Consider the following 22,974-nt stretch of genomic DNA (forward strand, 5'->3'; position numbering starts at 1 on the left):
CGCCCCAGTCCCCGCCGCCGACGGCCGGTCCCGCACCCGCGGGGCCGGCCGTCGGCGCGTGCGCCGGGGGCGCGGTGCGCGGACGCGTCCCCGGCCGCGGTCGAGGGCGCGGGCGGACCGGGCCGAACAGCCATGAAGTACCGCTCAGTACCCGATTCTGCTCCGATGCCATGCAGAAGCACACACGCCGACTGTGACGCGGTGACAAAGTTCCGCGCACGGCCCGCCACATTCCAGAATAAAGGTGGAAAAAGTTCCGGCGACCGCTGCGGCGATGTAGATTCCAGGACGTGCGGCGCTGATACCAGACAAGCGTCGGCGCACTATTCGTGCCCTATTGCAGGCGGCAATCCCCACCGACGCGGTCGGGATTGCCACGCCCCGAGGAGGCGACCGTGTCAGAGCAGCGGGACGAACCGGACGGGCTCGCCGAGTTCCCGCTGCGGATCGCCTTCGACTCCCTGCTGTCCCCGGCGAGCACCGCGACCGACCGCGACGACCAGGACGTCACCTCGATCGACCTGTGGTCGTTGCTGCCGTCGGACCTGGCGCCGCTGTTCCGGCCGGGCGTGCAGGACCTGACCGAGGAGATCCGCAGCGAGCTCAGCCGGGCCATCCCGGCGTTCAGCAGGCGCATGGACGGCCCGTTCGGCAAGTCGGTGACCGAGGGCATCCAGCAGGCGGTGATGCAGTTCATCGACCGGTTGGCCGACCCGACGGCCCCGCAGGACGACCGGGCGCAGCTGTTCCGGGACATGGGCCTGCACGACTTCTACGACGGCCCGATCCTCGACGTGCTGCAGACCGCGTACCGCATCGGCGCGCGCGTCGCCTGGCGGCGGATCGCGCAGGTCGGCGACCGGGCCGGGGTGCCCACGGCGACGCTGTGCCTGCTCGCCGAGGCCATCTTCGCCTACATCGACGAGCTGTCCGCGCTGTCGGTGGAGGGCCACGCCTCCGTGCGCGCCAGGGAGATGGGCGCCCTGGAGCGGCGGCGCAGGCAGCTACTGGAGGTCATCCTCTCCCCCGCCGCGGCCACCCCGCAGGCGCTGACCAGGCTGGCCGAGGCGGCCCGCTGGCCGGTGCCGGAGCGGATCGTCACCGTCGCGCTGGAACTGCGCGACGAGCACTCGGACCTGCCCGGGGCGAACATGGACGGCCGGGTGCTGGTGGACCTGGAGGGCAGCGAGCCGTGCCTGGTCCTCGCCGAGGAGCACCGCGACCTGCTGCACAAGCTGCCCGAGGACCTGCCCGGCTGGCGGGCGGCGGTGGGCCCCACGGTGCCGATCACCGAGGCTGCGGAGTCGCTGCGCTGGGCCCGGCGGACGCTGGTGCTGGTCGGCCAGGGCGCGCTGCCCGACACCGAGGTCACCTGGTTCGAGCGGCACATGTCGGTGCTGTGGCTGCTCAACGACCCGTTCCTGGTACAGGAGATCTCCGAGCGGGCGCTGGCCCCGATGGCCGAGCTGACCGGCAAGCAGCGCGACAAGCTCAGCGAGACGCTGCTGATCTGGCTGGAGACCCGGCGCAGCGCCCCGGAGATCGCCCAGCTGCTCGACGTGCACCCGCAGACCGTCCGCTACCGCCTGCGGCAGTTGGAGCGGCTGTTCGGGGCCTCGCTGGACGACCCGGACCGGCGCTTCGACATCGAGGTGGCGCTGCGGGCGCGGCGCACCCTGCGCGGGGTCGAGCTGACCCGGTAGCGCCCGGCAGAACCGCGAAGGCCCCCGGTGTCGAGCACCGGGGGCCTTCGACTGCGCGAGGGGGTGTGCGGTGCGGTCGGGACTGCCCTGGTGGCCGCCGCGGTGGGGTCGGCGGTGGACCGGGGCCGGGCACACGGGAGGGCAGGCGCGGTACGGGCGCCTGCCCTCCCGGGCGGATGCTCGCCCAACAGCAGCCGGGGCCTGAACCACCACCGGGGCATCACGCGGGTGCGGGCACCGTTGCCCTCGAACTCCGGGTGGCGGCACCCGCACCCACCCCGGGTGCGGTGCCATTCCACTCGGCAGCGCATTTGTGTGAACCGTCCGCCCGAACGAGTGAGTTTCGCCGGACGGGGTCGACTTTACCCATTTCGTCAATTACTGGACAATAGCCGGACGGTAATTCACCGGTTGCCGAGTGGACCGGTCGCCGGAATTGTCACGACCAGGGTGTTCACCAGGTCACTAGCGGATCTTCATAGCGGAGATCCGCCAGACCCCGTCCACCCGCTGCGCGTCGACGGTCAGTTGCGCACCGCCCACGGTCGACTCGCCGTTGTCGCCGCGGGTGGAGGTCTGGTCCAGGAACACGAGCATGGTGGCGTGGTCGCCGTCGAGCTGGGAGACCCCGGACAGGACCACCTTCGACTTGTGCACCAGCTTCTGCTCCGGCGCCAGTTCCCGGACCTGCTTGAACAGCTCCTCGTACTGGCCCGATGCCTCGCCGACGAGGACGGTCTTGGCCGCGGCCTCGGTCAGGGCGGTGTTGTCGTAGCGGTAGGAGAAGACCTGCTCCAGCGCCTCGCGCACGGCCGTGGTGACGGCCACGGTCTGCCCGGCGTCGACCACGGCGAGGTTGCTGCCCGCCGCGTCGTCGATCCGCTCGGCGCGCAGCCACAGGAACAGGCCGCCCGCGGCGACCAGCAGGGCGGCGACCAGCAGGACGATCGACAGCCGGGTGGAGAAGGCCGGGGTGTCCGCGTCGTCGGGGTCGTCGGGGTCGCCCCCGTCCCGGTCGTCCAGGTCGCCGGAGTCGGCCTCGGGGGCCTCGTCCGGCTCGTCCACCGCCGTGTACCCGGCCGCGGTGGTCTCGTCGACCTCCTCGACGCCGACGGCGTCCGGGGTGTCGGGGGCCGCACCGGGGGCCGGGTCGACGTGCGGGGCGGGGCGCGGTCGGCTCGTGGGCCTGCCCGCCACCCGGCGGCCCGCCACCCTGGGGGTGCGGCCCCGGGTGGAGGCGTCGCGGCGTCCGGTGCTGCTCATGGGATCTGCTCCTCCTGCCTTCGCCCGGTCAGGCCGTCTGGATCTTGACCAGGTCGAGCGACGAGAGCAGCCAACCCTGGTCGGTCCTGGTCATCGTGCCCTGGAACCGGATGCGCTTGGGCACCTCGGCACCGCCCTCCGGGGTGACCGCCGTGAACACCGAGGCGATGAAGCCCGCGGCCCCCCGGTCGGCGTCGAGCTCGGTCAGCGCGGCGTCGACGACCTCGCCCCGGGTGACCGTGCGCCCGGCGGCCAGGTTCTTGACCGTCGCGTCCTTCTCGGCCTGCAACTGGTCGTGCAGGGTGCCGGTGGACTGGGCCAGCCAGCCTTCCATGGCCGCCGGGGCGCTGCGGTAGTCGAAGGTGTTGAACTGGGCCACGCTCGACCTGGCCGCGCGCAGCGCCTCGTCCCTGGCCGTGACGTCGGCGGCGCGGACGTCGTCGGCGCCGAGCAGCCGCACACCGGAGACGCCCGCGAACACCACGGCCAGCACCAGCAGCACGACCGAGGCCACCCGCAACGGCCCGCCCGCTCGCCTGGTGCGGGTGTCCTCGTCGGTCTCGCTCATCCGGTGCTCCAGCTCCTACGGGGTCAGCGCGAGCAGCTCGTCGAGCGAGCTGCGCATGTTGTCGGTGCCCCCGGGGGCGTTGTTGTCCTGCTCCGGCAGCTCACCCCCGGGACCGAAGTCCGCGGGCTTGACCGCCGGGGGGACGCCACCGTTGGGCGCGTTCTGCGACCCCCGCACGTTACCGCTGCCCGGGGCGAGCACGCAGCGCGCGTTGGTGTTCAGCGGCGCCCCGGAGGTGTCGAGGCCGTTGCGGTAGCGGGTGCCCTCGTAGCCCTGGGTGCAGGGCATGGGGTCGAAGAAGGTCGCCGACAGGCCGAAGTTGGCGCCGTTGGGGGTGATGACGTCGCGCGCCGCGGCGATGGCCTGCGGGGCCACCACCAGTAGCTGTTCCAGGCCCGCCTGTCGGGTGACCAGCACGTTCGAGGTGGTCAGCAGGTTGGCGAACACGCCGCCGAGGCTCTTGCCGCTCTCGCGCAGCAGGCCGGAGATCTGCTCGGCGGCAGCCGGGGCGTTGGCCAGGATGGTGCGGATGTCGCCGTCGGACTTGCTCAGCTGCTCGGCGATGACCTTGGCGTTGACGCCGAAGTCCTGGATCGCCTGCTGCGACTCCACCTGGGTGGTGAGCACGGTGCCCGCGTCGGTGATCAGCTGCAGGGTCTGCGGCAGGTGCTCGGTGGCCAGCTTGGTGAAGCTGCTCGCCGAGTCCAGCAGGACCTGCAGGCTGGGGCCGGTGCCCTGGGTGGCCAGGTACAGCTCGTCGACGACGGTGCGCAGCTCGTCCTCCGGCACCGACTCGACCAGCTTGTCCAGGTTGAGCAGGACGGTCTCGTTCGGCAGCGGCAGCGAGGTCGCGTCCTTGGAGATGACCGAGCCCTCGGTCAGGTAGGGCTGGCCGTCGCGGCGGGGGCGCAGGTCGAGGTACTGCTCGCCGACCGCGGAGCGGTTGGCGACCACGGCCTCGACGTCCGCGGGGACCTGCGGGGCGTCGTCGCGGATGCGCAGGTCGACCTCGACGCCGTCGTTGACCAGGTGCAGCTCGTCGACCCGGCCGATGCCGACGCCGCGGTAGGTGACCTCGGCGTTGGTGAAGATGCCGCCGGAGTCGGGCAGGCGCACCTTCACGATGTAGCCCGCGGCGCCGAACATGGTGTCCAGGCCCGCGTACTTGGCGCCCACGTAGCTGATGCCCGCCAGGGCGATCAGCACGAAGACGGTGATCTGGATCCGCACCCGTCGGGTGATCATCAGCCGTTCCCCTCCGGGGCCTGGTCCGCCGAGGGCAGCGACAGCGGGACCGAAGCGGGCGCCACCGCCCCCTGCGCGTTCGCGGAGTACTTCAGGTACACGTTCAGGTAGTCGCCCTTGATCGCGTTCAACGCCGAGTCCGGGAACGGGAACGTGAACAGCAGCTCCATGGCCTGCGGCAGGTTCTGCCCGGCCTCGTTGAGCTTGCGCAGCGTCGGCTCCAGGGCCCTGAGGTCGGCCACCAGGTCGTCCTTGCTCGCGTTGACCACCTCCACGGCCGTCGACGACAGCGAGTCGAGCGACTTGAGCATGGTGACGAACTGCTCGCGCTGCTGCGAGAGCACCTCGATGCCCGGGCCGAGGCCCTCCAGGAGCTGGGCGATCTGGTCCTTGCGCTGACCGAGCGAGCCGGAGAGCCGGTCCAGGCCGTCGAGCGCCCTGGTGATCTCGGCGCGGTGGGCGTCCAGGCCGCCCGCGAAGGTGTTGAGGTTCGTCAGCAGCGCCTTGATGTCCTGGGAGTTGCCGCCCAGCGCCGCGTTCAGCTCCTTGGTGATGAGCTGGATCTGCCCGACGCCGCCGCCGTTGAGCAGCATCGACAGCGCGCCGAACACCTCCTCGATCTCCGGGTTGCGGTTGGTGCGCTCCAGCGGGATGTTGGCGCCGTCGGCGAGGGTGCCCTGCCTGGCGTCGTCGCTCGGGTCGGCCAGCTCGACGAACTTCTCGCCCAGCACGCTGGACTGGCGCAGCCGGGCCACCGCGGTGCCCGCGAGCTTGACCGAGCCGTTGACGACCATGCTGACCCTGGCGCTGCGGCCGTCGGGGGCCAGCTCGATCGCCTCGACCTTGCCGATGGCCACGTCGTTGACCTTGACCCCGGACTGCGGGACCAGGTCCAGCACGTCCTTGAAGTCGGCGGTGACGTGGTAGGGGCGGTCACCGACGTCGGCGCCGCCGGGGAGGTCGACGTCGTAGAGACCGCCGCCGCAGCCCGCGAGCACGGTCATCCCCAGCCCCGCCGCCACAGCGGCGCGGAGCCCGGTGAACAGCCGGGTGCGCATCAGTTGCCTCCCTGCGCGTTGGCCGTGGCGGGCAGCGGCAGCAACGAGAACTCGTTGAGGTTGCCCCGGCCGTCGAGCGTGCGGGTGTTCGGGTCGTAGGCGTTGAGCAGGTTGCTCAGCGCCAGCGGCGTGGCGTCCAGCGCCTCCGACAGCGAGGCGCGCTGCTGCGAGAGCAGGGCGGTGGTGCCCGCCAGCTTGTCCACGTTGGTCTTGATCAGACCGCGGTTGTCCTTGATGAAGCCCTGCACCGTGCCCAGCGCCGAGGCCAGTTCGCGCAGCGCCTCGTCGAAGTTGCCGCGCTCGTCGGCGAGGTTCTTCGACACCGACGACAGCAGGTCGTCGAGCTGGCGGACCTGGCCGTCGTTCTGGGCCAGCATGGTGGTGAACTTCTGCAGGCCGTCGACGGTGGCGAACAGGTCGTCCTGGGAGTTGCCCAGGGTGCGGGCCAGGTCGCCGAGGTCGCGCACGGTCTGGCCGAACTCCGCGCCGTTGCCCTCGAGGTAGTTGGCGCCGGTCTTGAGCAGGTCGCTGAGCGCGCCCTCCTTGTTGGCCCCCTCCGGGCCCAGGGCGGTGGTCATGTCGTTGAGGCTGGAGAAGAGCTGGTCGATCTCGACCGGGACGACGGTGCGCTCCACCGGGATCGTGGTGTCGTCGGCCAGCCGGGGCCCGTTGGTGTCGACCGGGCTGAGCTGCACGTACCGGTCGGAGACCAGGCTGGGCGTGATGATCAGCGCGTTGGCGCCCTGCGGGATCGGGGCGTCCGCGTCGATGGTCATGGTGACCTTGACGTTGGGGCCCTGCGGCTCCACGGTGTCCACCGAGCCGATCTTGACGCCGAGCGCGCGCACGTCGGAGTCGGCGTAGAGGCCGACCGCGGCGGTGAAGTACGCCGTCACCGACTTGGTCTTGCCCGCGTTGAGCAGCGCCCAGGTGCCCGCGGCGACCAGCAGGACCGCCGCCGCGCCGATGGCGATCGCGCGGATCAGCTTGTAGCGGGTCTTGGTGGCGGCCATCAGCGTCCTCCTGCCTTGGGTGGCACGCAGCCTGCCGAACCGTCCGCGGACGGGATCAGGCCGCAAGTGTTACCGCTGTCGAGCCAGCGGCCGTTGCCGAGTGTCACAGCGCCGATCAGCCGGGAGCAGGTCTCGGTGACCATCAACGTCCCCCCGCCTTCGGTGGCACGCAGCCTGCCGAACCGTCCGCGGACGGGATCAGGCCGCAGATGTAGCTGTCGAGCCAGCGGCCGTTCCCGACGGCGTTGCCGATCAGCCGGTAGAACGGGCCCGCCAGGCGCAGCGCCTTGTCCAGGTTGTCCTGGTTGCGCTGGAGCACGTCGGTGACCCGGTTGAGCTGTTCCAGGGCGGGGCCGATCTGCTGCTGGTTGTCGGCGACCAGGCCCTGGAGCTGGCGGGCCAGGTCGCGGGTGCCGACCAGCAGGTCGTGGATGGCCTGGCGGCGGCGGTCGAACTCGCCGAGCAGCGTGCTGCCGTCGTTGATCAGCGCGGTGAACTGGTCGGAGCGGTCGGCGATGGTCTTGCTGACCCCGCTGGAGCTCTCCAGGAGCTGCTTGAGGTCCTGGTCCCGGGAGGAGATCGTCTTCGACAGCGACGAGAGGCCGTCCAGGGCGCTCTTGACGGTCTCCGGGGTGGAGGCCGAGAAGGTCTGCGCCAGGGTCTTGAAGCTCTCCGCCAGCCGGTCGGTGTCGATCTCGCCGGTGGTCTTGGCCAGGTCGGCGAACGCGTCGTTCACGTCGTAGGGGGTGATCGTGCGCTCGCGCGGGATCGGGTTGTCCGGGTCGAGTTCCTCGGTGCCCAGCGGGTCCAGCGCCAGGTTCTTCTGGCCCAGCAGGGTCTTGATCTTGATGGCGGCGACGGTCTCGTTCCCCAGCCACACCCCGCGCGCCCGGAAGGTCACCTTGACGTAGGTGTCCTCCAGCTCGACCGCGGTCACCTTGCCGACCTTGACCCCGGCCACCCGGACCTCGTCGTCGGGCTTGAGCCCCGCGGCCTCCTTGAAGTGCGCGGTGTACTCCCGACCGCCGATGATCGGCAGCGAGTCCCAGGAGAAGATCAGGAGACCCACCAGGACCATCAGCGCCATGCCGACGAGGCCGACCTTGACGGTGTTGCGTTCGCGGAACGGCTTCACGACCGGCACCTCGCAGCGGTGTTCGGCAGACCGACGTCACCCTGACCGGGTGCGGGGGCGACGTTGGTGGTGGCCGAGCACAGGTAGAAGTTGAGCCAAGACCCGTAGGAGGCCATCCGGCCGATGGTCTCGTACTTGATCGGCAGGTTCTTGAGGAAGGTCTCGAACTGCGGGGTGTTGTTCGCCAGCGTGTTCGACAACTGCCCGAGGGCGTCGATGTCGCGCTTGAGCGGTTCCCGGCCCTGCGCGAGCAGGTCCGAGGTGCTGGTGGTCAGCTCGGCGATGCTGGAGATCGCGTCGCCGATCGGCTTGGCGTCCTTGGCCAGGCCGGACACCAGCTGCTGGGTGGTCAGCAGCAGCGACGAGAGCTGGTCGCCCTGGGAGTTGACCTGCCCGAGCACGGTGTTCAGGTTCGTGATCACCCGGCCGATGACGTCGTCCTTCTGCGCCAGCGTGGTGGTCAGCGAGGCGACGTGGGTCAGCAGGTTGTCCACCGTGCCGCCCTCGCCCTGCAGGACCTGCACGACCTCAAGCGACAGCTTGTTGACGTCCTCGGGCGAGAGCGCCTGGAACAGCGGCTTGAACCCGTTGAACATCGCGGTCAGGTCCAGCGCGGGCCGGGTGCGGTCCAGCGGGATGACCGAGTCCTCCGGCAGGGTGCCGGAGCCGGTGCCCTGGTCGATGGAGATGTAGCGCTGGCCGATCAGGTTGCGGAACTTCACCGTGGCGACGGCCGTGGGCGACAGCGCCCAGCGGCGGTCCACGCTGAACTCCACCTGGCTGAACTTGCGGTCCACCACCTCGATGTCCTCGACCTGGCCGACGCGCACACCCGACATGCGGATGTCGTCGCCGGTGTTGAGCGAGGTGACGTCGGTGAACTTCGCCGAGTAGGTGATGGAGTCGCCGCTGCCCTTGTTGGCGATGGTCACGCCGAGCACGATCGTGGCCACCAGCGTGACCACCGTGAAGATCAGGCCCTTGACCAGGGGGCCGGTCACGGACTTCATGACAGGTTCACCTCAGCTCCGCGCAGCAGGGGTCCGACCAGCAGGCTGCTCCAGTCCGCGAGGTCGGCCGGTGCCAGGTTGTCGGTGGTGGGGGCGATCAGCTCGTTGATGAACTGGCTCTCCTGCACCGAGTTGACGACGCCCAGCCCGTCGGTGCCGCCCGCCGCGTCCATCGCCACCGCGGGGGTGGCGCCCCCGGAGAGCCCGGCGGGGTAGCAGCGGGGGCCGCCCTTGGCGGTGAAGGCCGGGCGGTCGCGGCCCGGGACGTAGGCGCCCCGCGACTGCTTGACGACCAGGTTGACGTGCATGCCCGGCTCGTTGGTGCCGACGCCGAGCGCCCGCTCCACGTCCGGCTTGACGTTGACGACGGCCTGCGCCAGGCAGGGGAACTCCGGGGAGTACCTGGCCAGCAGCTCCAGCGTGGGCCTGCTGCTGTCCGCCAGCCCGATCAGCGTGTTCTTGTTGCCCCGGACGAACTCGCCCAGGTCGTTGGAAGCGGTGGTGAGCGAACCGAACAGGTTGGCGAGCTGGTCCTTCTGCTCGGCGATCGTCTTGCTGGTCGTGGTCAGCTCGTCGAGGGCGTCGATGATGTCCGGTGCCGCCTTCTCGTAGACCCCGATGGTGTCGGCGAACTTGGTGATGTCCGCCTGGATCTGCGGCATCTGCGGGTTCAGCTCGGCGAGGTACTTGTTGAACGAGACCATGGTCTCGCCCAGGGTCTTGCCCCGGCCCTCCAGCGCCTGCGACAGCGCGCCGAGGGTGGAGTTGAGCTTCTGCGGCTGCACCGCTTGCAGCACCGGCAGCAGGTCGCGCAGCGCCTTCTCCAGCTCGACCGAGCGCTCGGAGGTGTCCTGGTCGATCGTGTCGCCCTCGCGCAGCGGGCGCGCCGGGCTCTCCGGGACCACCAGGGCCACGTAGCGCTGGCCGAACAGGGTCTTGGGCAGCAGCCGGGCGGTGACGTTGCTGGGCAGTAGCTGCAGCTTGTCCGGCTCCAGCGCCAGCTCGATCGCCACCCCGTCGCCGTCGGTGACGATCGAGTCGACGGTGCCCACGATCATGCCGCGGACCTTGACGTCGGCGTTCTCCTTGAGCTGGTTGCCCACCCGGTCGGCGTGCAGGACGACCCGGGTGGAGCTGACGAACGCCTTGTCGTAGATGGCGATCGCCAGCCAGCCCAGCAGCAGGATGATGACGAGGAAGAAGACACCCATCGTCTGGTTGCGCAGTCGCGTGTTCACCCGGCCACCCGCACCGTCGTCGTCGCGCCCCAGATCGCGAGGCTGAGGAAGAAGTCCAGGACGCTGATGATCACGATCGAGGTCCGCACGGAGCGGCCGACCGCGACACCCACGCCCGCCGGGCCGCCGCTGGCGCGGTAGCCGTAGAAGCAGTGCGTCAGGATGATCGCCACGCTGAAGATCAGCACCTTGACGAACGACCACACCACGTCCTCCGGGGGGAGGAACAGCGAGAAGTAGTGGTCGTAGGTGCCCGCCGACTGCCCGTAGACGCTGACCGTGATCGTCCGCGCCGCCAGGTACGACGTCAGCAGGCCGATCGTGTACAGCGGGATGATCGCCACGAACCCGGCGATGATCCGCGAGGTCACCAGGTACGGCATCGACCGGATCGCCATGACCTCCAGCGCGTCGATCTCCTCGGAGATCCGCATGGCGCCGAGCTGGGCGGTGAAGCCGGAGCCGACCGTGGACGACAGCGCCAGGCTGGCGGCCAGCGGGGCGATCTCGCGGGTGTTGAAGTACGCCGAGAGGAAGCCAGCGAACGCCGAGGTGCCGATCTGGTTCAGCGCCGCGAAGCCCTGCAGGCCGACGACCGTGCCGGTGAAGACCGACAGGCCGACCATCACGCCGATGGTGCCGCCGATGACCGCCAGCGCGCCGGAGCCGAAGCTCACCTCGGCCAGCAGCCGGATGATCTCCCGCAGGTAGCGGGTGAGCGCGAACGGGACCCAGGCCAGTGCGCGGGCGTAGAACACGAGCTGGTCGCCGAGCCGTTCCAGCGCGTTGAACGGGCGCTGGAAGGACACCCGGCCCTTGCCGCGGAGCGTTACCACGTCACGCTCCCTTCGCGGGGACGAGCTGCAGGTAGACCACGGAGATCACCAGGTTCACCAGGAACAGCAGGAGGAAGGTGATGACCACGGACTGGTTCACCACGTCGCCGACGCCCTTGGGGCCGCCCTTGGGGTTCAACCCCCGGTAGGAGGCCACCAGGCCCGCGAGGAAACCGAAGATCACGGCCTTGAGCGTGCCGACCCACAGGTCCGACAGCTGCGCCAGGGCCGAGAAGCTGGAGAGGAAGGCACCGGGGGTGCCGCCCTGCACGACCACGTTGAAGAAGTAGCCGCCGCACACGCCGACGACCGAGACCATGCCGTTGAGCAGCGCGGCCACGCCCATGGCGGCGAGCACGCGGGGCACCACCAGGCGCTGGATCGGCGAGACGCCGAGCACCATCATCGCGTCGATCTCCTCGCGGATGGTCCGCGAGCCCAGGTCCGCGCAGATCGCCGAACCACCGGCGCCCGCGACCACCAGCGTGGTCACGATCGGGCTGGCCTGCTGGATGACCGCGAGCACGCTGGCCGCGCCGTTGAACGAGTCGGCGCCGATCTGCGCGGTCAGCGACCCCAACTGCAGGGTGATGACCGCGCCGAACGGGATGGCGACCAGGGCCGCGGGCATGATCGAGACGCTGGCGATGAACCAGAACTGCTGGATGAACTCCTTGGCCTGGAAGGGCCGCTTGAACATCTGCACGATGACGTCGAGCGCCATGGCGAAGATGTTGCCGAACTCGCGCAGGGCCCCGGTGGCCTTGTTCAGGACCGGTTCCAGCGGGGAGGTCTTGCGGGACGTGCGGGTGCTCACTGGTCCCCCTCTTCCCGGCGCCACGGGCGGGGCCGCGGGCGCATGGGCGGGGACTGCTGGGGCTGCTGCGGGGCGGGCGGGCGGGACTGGACGACCGGGCGCGGGATCTGCTGGGTGGGCTGGGCGCCCGCCGCGGGCCGGGTGGGCAGCTCCTGGCTGACCCTGGTCTGCTCCCGGGTGGCGGTGGCCGTGCCGGTGGTGCCCGGGCCCGCGGGCATCGCCATGCCGGTGGTGCGGCGGCGCCACTCCTGGTAGCGGTCGTAGTCGTCGCGGCTGAGGCTGGCCAGGATGCCGTGCTGGGCGGACTCGGGCAGCGTGTGCAGGATCTGCATGACCCGCTGGCGGCGGCGCCGGGCGGCGTCGCGCGGCGGCAGGCCCGGGGTCGGCTCCAGCTGCGGGACGACCCCGCGCATGTCCTCCTCGAGCGAGCCGTCGCTGTGCCCGGCGTCCAGGTGCGCCTGCTCCTGGGCCATCTGCGCCTGGTCCTTCTCCTCGGACATGCCGATGGGACCGATGCGGCGGCCGTTGAGGAACTGCTCCACGACCGGCTCCTCGCTGGTCAGCAGCACCTCGCGGGGGCCGAACATGACCAGTTCCTTGCGGAAGAGCATCCCCAGGTTGTCCGGGACGGTGCGGGCCACGTTGATGTTGTGCGTGACGATGAGGATGGTCGCGTCGATCTGCGCGTTCAGGTCGATCAGCAGCTGCGACAGGTACGCGGTGCGGACCGGGTCGAGGCCGGAGTCCGGCTCGTCGCACAGGATGATCTGCGGGTCGAGCACCAGCGCCCGCGCCAGCCCGGCGCGCTTGCGCATACCGCCGGAGATCTCCCCCGGCAGCTTGCCCTCCGCGCCGAGCATGCCGACCATGTCGATCTTCGACATGACGATGTCGCGGACCTCCTTCTCGCTCTTGCGCGTGTGCTCGCGCAGCGGGAAGGCGACGTTGTCGAAGATGTTCATCGATCCGAACAGCGCGCCGTCCTGGAACAGCACGCCGAACAGCTTGCGGATCTCGTAGAGGTCGCGCTCCGGGCAGGAGCACAGGTCGACCCCGTTGATGACCACGCGGCCCTTCTCCGGCTTGAGCAGCCCGATCAGGCACTTGAGGAACACCGACTTGCCGGTACCGGACGGTCCGAGCAGCACGCTGACCTCGCCGGAGGGCAGCGTGAGCGTGACGTCCCGCCAGATGGCCTGCTTGCCGAACGACTTGCTCAGGCCTTCGACGGCGACCTCGACACCCATCACACCTCCTGTGTGAACAGCTTGTTCGTTGGTTCGATCGGGCGCGGGCGCCCGGGCCCGGCTACTCGGGCGGGCAGGTGGCGCCGCACAGCGACTTCAGGATCACTTCCACCGGGGTCTGACCGGAGACCAGCCCACTGAACAACCTGCTGAGGTCCTCACCGGTCTTGCCCTTGCAGCCGGTGAACGGCGGGACATTGGCCACCGCCGGGATGCGGCTCTCCAAACCCTCCTGGATATTGACCGTGCCTTGGATCGGGACCTCCATCGGGGTCGCCGTGTGGCAGTTGGCGCCCTCAGCCATCAACTGGATGCCGTCGTCCTTGTGATCCTTGTTCCCGCCCTGCCAGACGTTGTCGACGCGAAGGCTGACCCTGGAGACCGCCTGGGTCTCAGCGGTGAAACCCAGGACCTTCACGAAACCGGTGACTGGGCCCTCTGAGGTGGGGTGGATGTCGTTGGTGACCGGCATGAACCGGAAGACCACCAGGTAAGTGTTCAAAGCTGGGTCGAAGGTCAACGTGCCGTTGAGCGGGTTGCCCCTCGGGTCATCCGGGATCTTGACCGGCAGCTTGGTCTTGAGGGTGCCCTTGAGGGTGATCTCCGCGCCCTGGAGCCTCGGCGGCTTGGCGATGACGGTAACGCCGAAGTTGACATACAGCACGGGGTCGGCCTGGGCGCCGACGCCGGGGTCCGGGACGGCTTGGGCCTGCGCCGGGGGCGCGGCGGCCGTGGGGGCGGCGGTCACGTCGAAGGTGCCCAGGGCGCCGGAGTCGGTGGTGGCGGTGCAGGTGATCTCGGTGGTGCCGACGAGCATCTGCGCCGTGAGGCCGGTCAGCTCGACCTGGGCGGTGCCCGCCGCCTTGGGGGTGAACGCCACCGGGGCGCCCTCCAGGGTGAGGTTCAGGTCGCCCTGGGCCGGGAGCGTCATGGCCTTCACCGCGAGCGGGGTGGCCTTGAGCTCGGTCCTGGCGGCGCCCTCGACCAGGGTCATCGTCGGGGTGAGGGTCGCGTCGAGGGCGGTCTCACCGCCCGCGCGGAGCTTGTCCACCGCGGTCGCCGGGAGGGCGATCTTCGCGCTGGGCTTGGCCGTCACCTGGGTGCCTGCGGTGGCGGTGCTCGGGATGCCCACGCCGAACTCGATCGGGACGTCCACCCTGTCGCCGCCGGGGAGCACGCAGCCGAAGGCGGCGCCCACCGGGGTCTGGCCCGCTGTCGCCGCGCTGGTGCTGTAGTAGATGCCGCCGCCCGCTGCGCCGAGGACGACCGCGGCCAGGGCGGACTTCACCGCGAGGCGACGCCGCTTGCGCGTCTCGGAAACGTTCATGAGATGACCACTCACCTGCCGATGAATATACGGGCAAAATGACGTGAAGGACACGCCGCGAGCACGGGCTCGGACGTTACCAGCGTGTCACCACGGTGACAACAGCGCTTTCCATACCGGCCGGTAACGCTTCTGTTGTTGTCACCCTCGGCGCAGGACCGGAGGGCGGTTTGTGGTCCACTGGCAACATCATCTAACACTTCTACCAGGGGATAAACACGTTCAGGCCATCGAGTTGTCCGGAGTTGAGCATCCATCAGGGCAAACTTGTCACCGTCGGGTGAACCTGTGGCCGGTGCGGTCATAAATCGGATCGAAGCCTTTTCGTAGTGCTTTGCCACCTGCTTTGTTCGACGGAACGCGGGTCGCAGGAATTTCCGGGCATTGCTCCGGCGGGCCCGCTAGGCACCTTCGCGGACCATTCGCAGATCGTCGCGGCTGTCGCGGATGAGCGCGCACGCCTCGGTCAGGTCCAGCGGGCGGCGGGCGGCGTCGAGCAGCCGGGCGGCCTCGGCGTAGGCCAGCGCGGAGCGGCGGCGCTGCTCGGCGACGATGCCGTTGCAGCGGCGCGGGACCGCGGCCAGCTCGTCGGCCAGCGCGGAGATCTCCAGCGTCACCTCGTCGAGGACGAGCCGGAACCGGGCGCGCGCCCGGCGGGCCCGCCACCGCAGCAGGCAGCGGGTCGCGACAGCGCCGGACAGGAGCGGGACGACGGCGGTGACGGTCCACCACCCGGCGCTCACGCGGCGTCGCCGTCGCCCGCGTGCTCGAAGAGGTCACCTTCGGTCAGGACCCGCTTGAGCACCTTGCCGGTCTGGTTGCGCGGCAGTTCGTCGACGAAGATGACCTCGCGCGGCACCGAGAACCGGGCCAGCCGCTGGTGGACGTAGGCGCGGATGGAGTCCTCGTCGAGGCGGGCGCCGGGGCGCACCACCACGTAGGCCACCAGGCGCTGCCCGTACTCGCTGTCCGGGACGCCGACCACCGCGGCCTCGTCGACCTGCGGCAGGTCGACCAGGACCTCCTCCACCGGGCGCGGGAAGACGTTCTCGCCGCCGGAGACGATCATCTCGTCGTCGCGGCCGGAGACGAACAGCCGCCCGTCGGCGTCGAAGTAGCCGCGGTCGCCGGTGTCCATCAGGTCGTGCCGGACCTCGCGGCCCTGCCCGTCGGTGTAGCCGTCGAAGAGCATGTCGTTGCCGACGAAGATGCGCCCGACGACCCCGGGCGGCACCGGGTCGCCGTCGGGGCCGAGCAGCCCGATCCGGGTGCCCTGCGGCGGGCGGCCCGCGGTGGTGGGCGCGGCGCGCAGGTCGGCGGGTCCGGCCACGGTCGCCGAGGAGACCTCGGTGGAGCCGTAGAAGTTGTAGAGCACGTCGCCGAACTCGTCCATGAAGCCGGTGACGAGCTGCCGGGGCAGGGCCGAGCCGCTGGAGGCGACGATGCGCAGCGAGGAGGTGTCGTAGCGGGCCTTGACCTCGCGCGGCAGGTTCAGGATGCGCTGGAGCATGATCGGCACGGCGAACAGCGCGGTGCACTTCTGCTCGGCGATGGCGCGCAGCGTGCCCTCGGCGTCGAAGCGGCGCTGCACCACCAGCCCGGCGCGCAGCGGCATGGCGATCTGCAGCGCGGTCAGGCCCCAGCTGTGGAAGATCGGCGCGGCCACGAAGATGCGGTCGCCCGCGCGCAGCGGGATGCGGGAGAGCACCTGGGCGGAGTCGGCCAGGCCCGGGGTGGGCCTGCGGGCGCCCTTGGGGGTGCCGGTGGTGCCCGAGGTCAGCACGATCAGCCTGCCCGGCTCCGCGGGCGCGGGCAGGGTGGCGGTGCCGCCCTCGTCGATCAGCTCGTCGATGGTGGTGTCGGTGTCCTCGGTGGGCCGCCCGGTGCCGATCAGCGGCACGTCCTGGGGCAGGTAGCGCAGCAGCGGGACGAACTCGTCGTCGGCGACGAGGGCGGCCACGGTGTGCCTGCGCACCATGTCGTCGATCTGAGACCCGGCCAGCCCGGTGTTGAGCAGGACCGCGTCCGCGCCGAGCTTGCCCAGCGCCACCAGCGTCTGCACCAGGTAGCGGTGGTTGCGGCAGAGCACGCCGACCTTCTTGCCCGCCCCGGCGCCCAGCTCGGCCAGGCCGTGCGCGAGCCGGGTGCTGCGCGCGTCGACCTCGGCGAAGGTCAGCTCGCCCTCCTCGTCGCCGACGGCCAGCGACTTCGGCGAGCGGGCCGAGGCGGCGCAGTAGCCGCCCGCGAGGGTGGCGCCCCACTTGAACAGGGCGTGCAGCTGGCGGACCGTGCGGTCGGGTCGGGCCGGGGAGAAGATGCCCGCGCCGATCAGGGTCTTGGCCACGTGCAGCTTGGTGCCGCCGGGCTCGCGGTGCCGGTCGGCGCGCGCGTCGGGCACCCTGGCCAGGAAGTCGCAGACCCGGCGCAGGCCGTCGCGGGCCCAGGTGCGGATCTCCGACTCCGACCAGGTGGCGCCGCGCTCGTGGCGCAGCATCGGCTTGAAGAACACGATCTTGACCTGGGTGCGGCCGGTGCCCGCGTCGGACAGCCGCAGCGAGACCCAGCCGCCGGTGTCCGGCACGCCCGCGAGCACCAGTTGCTCGTCGCGGCGGTTGATCACGGTGCGCAGCCGGTGCTCGATGACGGCGAAGTCGCCGAGGCAGGCGCGCAGCGCGTACTCGTCCGGCGCGCCGTACTCGTCGGTGGCCAGCTTGTCGCAACTGCTGATGCCGCGGAAGAACCGGGGGTAGCGGTCCGGCTCGCCGAGCACCTCCCAGAGGGCGGACCTGGAGTGGTCCACCGTCATGTCGAAAACCACGCAGTCGGCAGCCATCACAACCGTCCTCGCCTCGCGTCCGCGGTCCGATCGCACCTCGGTTCACCGAATGAATCACCCGAATTAACCCCGGGTCAAGGGCGCGCGCGCAGCTACGGGAAAAGTGCTCGGTGAACGCACAATCAGCGGGGGTTTTTGTACCCGGTGGACAGTTCGCAGATCGTGAACCGTGAGTAGGTTTGCGCTGGCGACCTGCGGCTATGCCGGGGTGCCTGCGGCCGGGGTGTGGGCCGTACGGAGCAACGCGTCGGCGGCGGCGCGCGCACCGCCCGCGGCCCGCAGCGACTCGGCGACCGCTTGTGCGTGGGCACGGTATCGAGGTTCCGACAGAATCCCGTCGAGGGCTTTTCCGATGTGCCCGGCCCCCGCGCGCGCGAAGCGCAGCCGCACCCCGGCCCCGGTCGCCACGACCTGCTCGGCGACCACCGGCTGGTCGTCGCGGATCGGGGCCACCACCAGCGGCAGCCCCCGGGCCAGCGCCTCGCACACGGTGTTGTGCCCGCCGTGGCAGAGCACCGCCCCGCCGGTGGCCGCGGCCCGGTCGAGCACGGCCTGCTGCGGCACGTGCGGCAGCGCCAGCAGGTTCGGCGGCGGGTCGGCCAGCGCCCCGCCGGGGTCGACCACGACGGCCTGCAGGCCCGGGCGCTCGGCCAGGGCGGCGGCGCACTCGCGCAGGAACCGGTCCCCCGCGTCCGCGCTGACGGTGCCCAGGCTGAGAAGCACCAGCGGGCGGTCGTCGAGGCGGTCCCAGGGGAAGCCGGGGGCGGGGATGTCCGGCCGGGGGACCTGGCCCGCGAAGGTGATCGCGCCGCCGCCGGGGTTGGCCACCGCGCCCGCGAGCGCGGGGCTGGTGAAGGCCAGCAGCAGCAGCGGGGAGAAGCGGGGGTCGGTGGTGGCGGCCGGGTCGCCGAAGCGGGCGCGCAGGTCGGCGAGCTGCCCGGCCACCCGCTCGGCCACCGCGGGCACCAGCGCCAGCGGGTCGGTCAGCTCCGCGGAGGTGCTCGCCGAGGTCACCCAGGGCAGGCCCGCGCGCTCGGCGGCGAACGCCCCGGCGAACGCCTGCTGGTCGACGACCACCAGGTCCGGGGCGGTGTCGACGATCGCGCGCTCGACGCCGGGGGCCATCGCCTCGGTCAGCGGCACGAAGACGTGGTCCCACAGGTGCTTGAACGCGGCGAAGCCCGAGGCGACGGGCCTGGGCACGTCCGGGTGGGACCGGCAGGGCCGCACGACAGCGCTGTCGGGCAGCATCCGGCCGAGCAGGTCGGGATCCCCGGCCCAGACCACCTCGTGGCCGCGCGCGCCCAGCTCGGCCGCCACCCCCACCAGGGGGCTGACGTGCCCGGTGAACGGCGGCACGACCAGGAGGAGACGGCTCACGCGGCCGCCCGCTCGTGCAGCGAGTCGACCCAGTCGAGCACCAGCTCGCGGACCGTGCGGTGCCGCTCGACGAGCACCGAGTGGTTCTGCCCGGCGATGACCTCGGTGCGGCAGTCCGGCAGCAGCCGCTGCACCGCGTCCAGGTCGTCGCTCTGGAACCCGTCGCTGCCCAGGATCGACAGCACCGGGCAGCGGATCGCGGCCAGGTCGTCGGCGTCGAGCAGCGGCCCGGAGGGCACGTCCTCGACGATGCTGGTGGCCCGGATCATCGCCGCCGCGCCCTTGGCCAGCCGGGCGTGGTGGGCGCCGAAGGTCTCCGCCAGCCAGCGCAGGTTGTCCTCGTCGTCCATGGCGGCCACGGTGTTGCGCAGGGTGCGCGCCATCTTCTCCGACCAGTCGCCGGTGGCGGGCTCGGCCTCGATGGACACGATCCCGGCCACCCGCTCGGGGTGACGGGCGGCGAAGCTGAAGGCGATGGTGCCGCCGAAGCTGTTGCCGACCAGGTGCACCGGCCCGCGGACCCCGGTCCGGTCGAGCAGCTCGGCCAGGTCGCCGACGAAGTCGTCGAGGGTGTAGCCGGTGGCCGGGCGCTCGGAGCGGCCGTGGGCGCGCAGGTCGTAGGTGAGCACGTCCATGCCCGCCTCGGCCAGCGGGGCGGCGAGGGTCAGGTAGAAGCTGGCCAGGCTGTCGTAGCCCAGTCCGTGCACGAACACCACGGTCGGCGGGGTCGACGCGCCCGCGTTCTTCGCGGGCATCCGCTGGTAGTGCGTGCGGACGCCGTTGACCTCGATCATGGCCATGTCAGTGCCCCGCGGTGTCGGACTCGGCGCCGGACCCCGAGGTGCTCGACTCCACGAAGGACACCAGGTCGCCGACGGTGATGCCGATGACGTCGTCGAGGTCCTTCTCGGCGAGGAAGGCGGCCAGGTTGACCTGCTCGCCGTAGTGCTCGGCCAGCATCTGCCCGACCGCCACCAGGTCGATGCTCTCCAGCCCGAGGTCGTCGTGGAAGGTGGTGTCCTCGGTGATCTCGGAGTCGTCCAGGCCGTACTGGTCGAGGACCTTCTCCAGGACGTCGACGAGCACAGCGAGGATTTCGGTGCGGGTCTCCCGGCTGACCGGCGTGCGGAACTGGGTCACTGCTGCTCCCTCGGGTTCGGTCGGGCCGTGTGCGCCACGACGTACCTGCGGTCCGGCAGCCCGGGCGGGCTGCCGACGATCTCGGTGGTGGCCCGCCCCGGCCCGGCCTGGGCCAGGGCGGCAGCCTCGGCGGTGGCGGGGTCGCCGGTCACCTCGACCACGGCGACCACCGGCCGGGTGCCGGGGTCGGCGACCACGGCGACACCCAGTTCCCGGCAGGTCGCCACGGCCAGGTCCAGGGCGGGCAGCTCCAGCCCCTGCCTGCCGCGGGCGACGAGCCCGCCGTCGGCGCCGGTGGCGATCTCGACCTCGGCGGGGAACAGCGGCCCGAAGCCGGTGTCCCACAGCCTGCCGCGCACGGCGTCCTTGAGCACGATCCGGCCCAGCAGCCACTCGCGGCGCTCGCGCGGGGGGCAGCGCTCGTACTCGGCGCGCTCGGCGGCGCCCAGGTACTTGCGCAGGTAGAACTCGCGGGAGGCCAGCGACGCCCACCGCTCGTCGGCGCGCCACCAGCCGCCGTCGTGCCGCCGCGAGAGCGTGCTGGTCTCCGGGAAGCGGTGCACGGCGCTGATGTCGGGGTCGCTGTCGAAGCGGTGGTCGACCCACCCCTCGATGTCGACGACGGTCCGCCCGCCCGCGGTGAGCCGCAGGTCGACCGTCGCCTCCCGGTCGTCCACCGACACCAGCCGCAGCGCGCAGTCCACAGCGGAGCCCGCAGCGGGTTCCGGGGCGTGGAAGCGGATGCGGCGCACCGACACCGGGAAGGCGATCCAGCGGCGCGGGTGGCACTCCACCAGCCACTGGCCGATGAGCTGCCCGGCGTTGTCCAGCAGCGCCCCCGGCGCGGCGGGAGCGGTCAACTCGGCGCGGGCGGAGGTCTCGGACATGCCCACCGTGCGGGTGATGCCCTGGTAGGCGGGGCCGTGGAACAGCCAGCGCTCGTCGTAGAGGCGGGCGGCGGTCAGCGCGGGCGGGCGCTCGTCGGCGGCGGGCTCCCACGGCAGCGGGCCCGGCGGGTACTCGTCGCCGAGCAGGACCAGGGCGTCGGCGTACTGGCCCACCCGGACCTGGAGCCGGTCGGGGCCCATCGGGCGGACGGTGATGGTGAGGGTGTGCGCGGGGGCGGCGACGAGCCACTGGTGCAGCCGCAGCCCGTCCACGCCGGTGACCACGCGGCCGGGCGCGGCGGCCTCGGCGGCGCGCACCATGTGCCAGAGCACGGTGGTGGCGGGCATGACCGGGCGGCGGTCGGTCTCGTCGGTCCAGCCGGGGCGCTGGTGGGCGAAGCAGTGGTCCAGCAGGTACGGCATGTCCCGGGTGGACACGGTCAGGCTGGTCTCCAGCACCGGCTCGGGCACCGCGGCGGCCGAGGGGCCGACCGGGTGAGCGGGGGCGGCGGGCGGTGCGGTGCTGCGCGGGGCGGCGGGCGCGGCGGTGCTGTGCGCGGCGGCGAGGACGGCGGTGATCGAGTCGGCGGTCTCCCGCACGAGCGCGTCGAGTTCGGCGAACGCCGGGTAGCGGTCCGCCAGCGCCCGCAGGTCCGCCAGCGCGGACGCGCCCGCCACCGCCGGGGCGGGTGCGGCGGCCGGGATCGCCGGGGCGGCGGCCGGGACAGCGGTGGTTGCCGGAACGGGAACGGCGGTCGGGGCGGGAGCAGCCGCGGGGACGGTGGCCGGGGTCCGGGGGGTTGCCTCGACCCGGGTGGGGGTCGGGTCGAGGGCGGTGAAGTCGGGGGTGGCGCCCTCGACCCAGAGGGCCAGGGCGGTGCGGCGCAGTTGGCGCATCCCGGTGGAGCGGGCGGCGTTGGCGGCGACGGTGAGGTGCTCGTGCTCGCGCAGGGTGTCGTCCACCAGCGAGCCGAGCTGCCCCGGCCCGGCCTGCACGAAGGCGCGGATGCCGTCGGCGTGCAGCTCCAGCACCAGGTCGCGGAAGCGCACCGGCTCCAGCAGGTGCCGCATGCACAGCTCGCGGGTGGCGCCGGGGTCGGCCGGGAAGGGGCGGGCGGTGGTGGCCGACCAGACCGGCACGTGAGCCGGGTGCACGCGCAGGCTGGGCACCCCGGACTCGCGGAACTGCGCCAGGTAGGGGGCGAGCATCGGCGTGTGGAAGCCGGAGCGGAAGGGCATGACCTGGCAGATGACCGAGCGGGCGCGCAGGCCCTCCACCACCCCGGCGATCGCCTCGGCCGGCCCGCACACCACGGTCTGGTTGGTGGAGTTCTCGTGCGAGACCACCACCCCCGCCACCCCGTCGACCGCCTCGGCGGCGCGGTCGGCTGGGCAGCCGAGGACGGCGAACTCGACCCCGGGGACGCGCAGCGCGTCGAGGTCGGTGCGGGCGAGCATGGCGTCGAAGTCGGCGCCGGAGAACAGCCCGCCGCAGATCATGGCGGTCCACTCCCCCACGCTGTGCCCGGCGACCGCGGCGGGGGTGATGCCGAGCCTGCGCAGCGCCGCGTCCAGCAGCCTGCCCACGGCGATGACCGAGACGCCGTGCCTGCCCAGGGTGTCGCTGCTCAGCTCCGGGCGCGGCACGCCCAGCCAGTCGGCGACGTCGTCGACGCTGGGGTCGAACTCGGCCTCCAGGCCGGGGTAGAGGAAGGCGATGCCCGCGCCGTCGGCCAGCAGCGGGGCGGGGCTGAACCAGATGTCCTTGCGGGCACGCCACTCCCGCCCCTTGGCCACGACCTTGCGGGCCAGCGCGAGCCGCTCGTCGGTCGGGTCCAGCAGGCCGAGCCGGGGGCCGGGGGCCGCGGTGGGGCGGGCCGCCCGGAGTTCGACCCCCGGGCGGTCGAGCAGCTCCGCCAGCGCCGCGGGGGTGGCCGCGGCGAGGAGCAGGTGCTCGGTGCTCATGCCCGGCTCACCACCCCGAGGCCGTGTAGACGACCGAGCGGACCGACGGCGAACCCCAGGCCAGTTCGGCCAGCAGCGCGGCCACGCCGTCGTCGGGGGCGATGAGCTTGATGCCGCGCTCGGCGTAGGAGCGGCCCAGTTCGGCGCTGACCATGCCGCCGTGCTCGGCGTCCGGCGCCCACGGTCCCCAGTGGACGGTGAGGGCGCGGTGGCCGGTGCGCAACGCCCACGCCGAGGACAGGGTGTCCAGCGCGTCGTTGGCGGCGGCGTAGTCGGCCTGGCCGCGGTTGCCCAGGGCGGCGGCGA

At 71.8% G+C, this 22,974-nt stretch carries 20 protein-coding genes; 1 reads left to right on the top strand and 19 read right to left on the bottom strand.

The features are described from left to right. Window positions 1-395: 395 nt before the first annotated feature. Entirely contained in the window at window positions 396-1,703 is a 1,308-nt protein-coding gene (locus tag L6E12_RS26630; RefSeq protein ID WP_236230667.1) for a CdaR family transcriptional regulator, read from the top strand. Between the two features lie 465 nt (window positions 1,704-2,168). Here the strand turns inward: L6E12_RS26630 and L6E12_RS26635 are convergent, their stop codons facing one another. The 19 genes from L6E12_RS26635 to L6E12_RS26725 form a co-directional block, all read right to left on the bottom strand. Continuing rightward, window positions 2,169-2,966: a nuclear transport factor 2 family protein gene (locus tag L6E12_RS26635; protein ID WP_236230668.1), complete on the bottom strand. Its 798-nt coding sequence runs from the start codon at window positions 2,964-2,966 to the stop codon at window positions 2,169-2,171. 28 nt (window positions 2,967-2,994) lie between these two features. Further along, window positions 2,995-3,534 (bottom strand): hypothetical protein, encoded by a 540-nt coding sequence (locus tag L6E12_RS26640; protein WP_236230669.1) that lies wholly within the window; start codon window positions 3,532-3,534, stop codon window positions 2,995-2,997. A 15-nt stretch (window positions 3,535-3,549) separates the two neighbouring features. Further along, window positions 3,550-4,779 carry an MCE family protein gene (locus L6E12_RS26645; RefSeq protein WP_236230670.1) on the bottom strand — a complete coding sequence of 410 codons (1,230 nt, stop codon included), beginning with the start codon at window positions 4,777-4,779 and terminating at the stop codon, window positions 3,550-3,552. Then, on the bottom strand, window positions 4,779-5,837 hold the full coding sequence (locus L6E12_RS26650; RefSeq protein WP_236230671.1) for an MCE family protein: 1,059 nt from the start codon (window positions 5,835-5,837) through the stop codon (window positions 4,779-4,781). Before L6E12_RS26650 ends, L6E12_RS26645 begins: the two co-directional genes overlap by 1 nt. After that, complete coding sequence (locus L6E12_RS26655; RefSeq protein ID WP_236230672.1) at window positions 5,837-6,850, bottom strand: MCE family protein; 1,014 nt, start codon at window positions 6,848-6,850, stop codon at window positions 5,837-5,839. Before L6E12_RS26655 ends, L6E12_RS26650 begins: the two co-directional genes overlap by 1 nt. A 142-nt stretch (window positions 6,851-6,992) precedes the next feature. Next, window positions 6,993-7,985: an MCE family protein gene (locus L6E12_RS26660; protein ID WP_308075327.1), complete on the bottom strand. Its 993-nt coding sequence runs from the start codon at window positions 7,983-7,985 to the stop codon at window positions 6,993-6,995. Further along, the gene (locus L6E12_RS26665; protein ID WP_236230674.1) at window positions 7,982-8,995 is read right to left on the bottom strand and encodes an MCE family protein; all 1,014 of its coding nucleotides are present in this window, start codon (window positions 8,993-8,995) and stop codon (window positions 7,982-7,984) included. Before L6E12_RS26665 ends, L6E12_RS26660 begins: the two co-directional genes overlap by 4 nt. After that, window positions 8,992-10,233, bottom strand: coding sequence for an MCE family protein (locus tag L6E12_RS26670; RefSeq protein WP_236230675.1), 1,242 nt, complete (start codon window positions 10,231-10,233; stop codon window positions 8,992-8,994). Before L6E12_RS26670 ends, L6E12_RS26665 begins: the two co-directional genes overlap by 4 nt. Beyond that, window positions 10,230-11,069: an ABC transporter permease gene (locus L6E12_RS26675; RefSeq protein WP_236230676.1), complete on the bottom strand. Its 840-nt coding sequence runs from the start codon at window positions 11,067-11,069 to the stop codon at window positions 10,230-10,232. The genes L6E12_RS26670 and L6E12_RS26675 overlap by 4 nt, the downstream gene beginning before the upstream one ends. Before the next feature lies 1 nt (window position 11,070). Continuing rightward, complete coding sequence (locus L6E12_RS26680) at window positions 11,071-11,793, bottom strand: ABC transporter permease (RefSeq protein ID WP_236230685.1); 723 nt, start codon at window positions 11,791-11,793, stop codon at window positions 11,071-11,073. 89 nt (window positions 11,794-11,882) lie between these two features. Then, window positions 11,883-13,133: an ABC transporter ATP-binding protein gene (locus L6E12_RS26685; protein ID WP_304523918.1), complete on the bottom strand. Its 1,251-nt coding sequence runs from the start codon at window positions 13,131-13,133 to the stop codon at window positions 11,883-11,885. Between the two features lie 61 nt (window positions 13,134-13,194). Next, a complete protein-coding gene (locus L6E12_RS26690; RefSeq protein ID WP_236230677.1) occupies window positions 13,195-14,460 on the bottom strand; it encodes a hypothetical protein in 1,266 nt (421 codons plus the stop codon). 401 nt (window positions 14,461-14,861) lie between these two features. Next, complete coding sequence (locus L6E12_RS26695) at window positions 14,862-15,203, bottom strand: hypothetical protein (RefSeq protein WP_236230678.1); 342 nt, start codon at window positions 15,201-15,203, stop codon at window positions 14,862-14,864. After that, window positions 15,200-17,293 (bottom strand): AMP-binding protein, encoded by a 2,094-nt coding sequence (locus tag L6E12_RS26700; protein ID WP_236230679.1) that lies wholly within the window; start codon window positions 17,291-17,293, stop codon window positions 15,200-15,202. The genes L6E12_RS26695 and L6E12_RS26700 overlap by 4 nt, the downstream gene beginning before the upstream one ends. 201 nt (window positions 17,294-17,494) lie before the next feature. Next, window positions 17,495-18,676 carry a glycosyltransferase gene (locus L6E12_RS26705; RefSeq protein ID WP_236230680.1) on the bottom strand — a complete coding sequence of 394 codons (1,182 nt, stop codon included), beginning with the start codon at window positions 18,674-18,676 and terminating at the stop codon, window positions 17,495-17,497. Beyond that, on the bottom strand, window positions 18,673-19,476 hold the full coding sequence (locus L6E12_RS26710; protein ID WP_236230681.1) for an alpha/beta fold hydrolase: 804 nt from the start codon (window positions 19,474-19,476) through the stop codon (window positions 18,673-18,675). Before L6E12_RS26710 ends, L6E12_RS26705 begins: the two co-directional genes overlap by 4 nt. A 1-nt stretch (window position 19,477) precedes the next feature. Beyond that, window positions 19,478-19,816: an acyl carrier protein gene (locus tag L6E12_RS26715; RefSeq protein ID WP_236230682.1), complete on the bottom strand. Its 339-nt coding sequence runs from the start codon at window positions 19,814-19,816 to the stop codon at window positions 19,478-19,480. Further along, window positions 19,813-22,668 (bottom strand): acyltransferase domain-containing protein, encoded by a 2,856-nt coding sequence (locus L6E12_RS26720; protein ID WP_236230683.1) that lies wholly within the window; start codon window positions 22,666-22,668, stop codon window positions 19,813-19,815. Before L6E12_RS26720 ends, L6E12_RS26715 begins: the two co-directional genes overlap by 4 nt. Before the next feature lie 7 nt (window positions 22,669-22,675). Next, the coding region (locus L6E12_RS26725) for a KR domain-containing protein (RefSeq protein ID WP_236230684.1) at window positions 22,676-22,974 on the bottom strand (299 nt) is incomplete at its 5' end.

The organism is Actinokineospora sp. PR83 (assembly GCF_021056305.1).
Classification (GTDB): domain Bacteria; phylum Actinomycetota; class Actinomycetes; order Mycobacteriales; family Pseudonocardiaceae; genus Actinokineospora; species Actinokineospora spheciospongiae.

Coding starts and splice junctions, on each gene's coding strand:
- L6E12_RS26650 (WP_236230671.1), bottom strand. CDS start 5,837: ATGCGCACCCGGCTGTTCACCGGGCTCCGCGCCGCTGTGGCGGCGGGG.
- L6E12_RS26645 (WP_236230670.1), bottom strand. CDS start 4,779: ATGATCACCCGACGGGTGCGGATCCAGATCACCGTCTTCGTGCTGATC.
- L6E12_RS26685 (WP_304523918.1), bottom strand. CDS start 13,133: ATGGGTGTCGAGGTCGCCGTCGAAGGCCTGAGCAAGTCGTTCGGCAAG.
- L6E12_RS26690 (WP_236230677.1), bottom strand. CDS start 14,460: ATGAACGTTTCCGAGACGCGCAAGCGGCGTCGCCTCGCGGTGAAGTCC.
- L6E12_RS26635 (WP_236230668.1), bottom strand. CDS start 2,966: ATGAGCAGCACCGGACGCCGCGACGCCTCCACCCGGGGCCGCACCCCC.
- L6E12_RS26640 (WP_236230669.1), bottom strand. CDS start 3,534: ATGAGCGAGACCGACGAGGACACCCGCACCAGGCGAGCGGGCGGGCCG.
- L6E12_RS26665 (WP_236230674.1), bottom strand. CDS start 8,995: ATGAAGTCCGTGACCGGCCCCCTGGTCAAGGGCCTGATCTTCACGGTG.
- L6E12_RS26710 (WP_236230681.1), bottom strand. CDS start 19,476: ATGGCCATGATCGAGGTCAACGGCGTCCGCACGCACTACCAGCGGATG.
- L6E12_RS26700 (WP_236230679.1), bottom strand. CDS start 17,293: ATGGCTGCCGACTGCGTGGTTTTCGACATGACGGTGGACCACTCCAGG.
- L6E12_RS26655 (WP_236230672.1), bottom strand. CDS start 6,850: ATGGCCGCCACCAAGACCCGCTACAAGCTGATCCGCGCGATCGCCATC.
- L6E12_RS26720 (WP_236230683.1), bottom strand. CDS start 22,668: ATGAGCACCGAGCACCTGCTCCTCGCCGCGGCCACCCCCGCGGCGCTG.
- L6E12_RS26680 (WP_236230685.1), bottom strand. CDS start 11,793: ATGGCGCTCGACGTCATCGTGCAGATGTTCAAGCGGCCCTTCCAGGCC.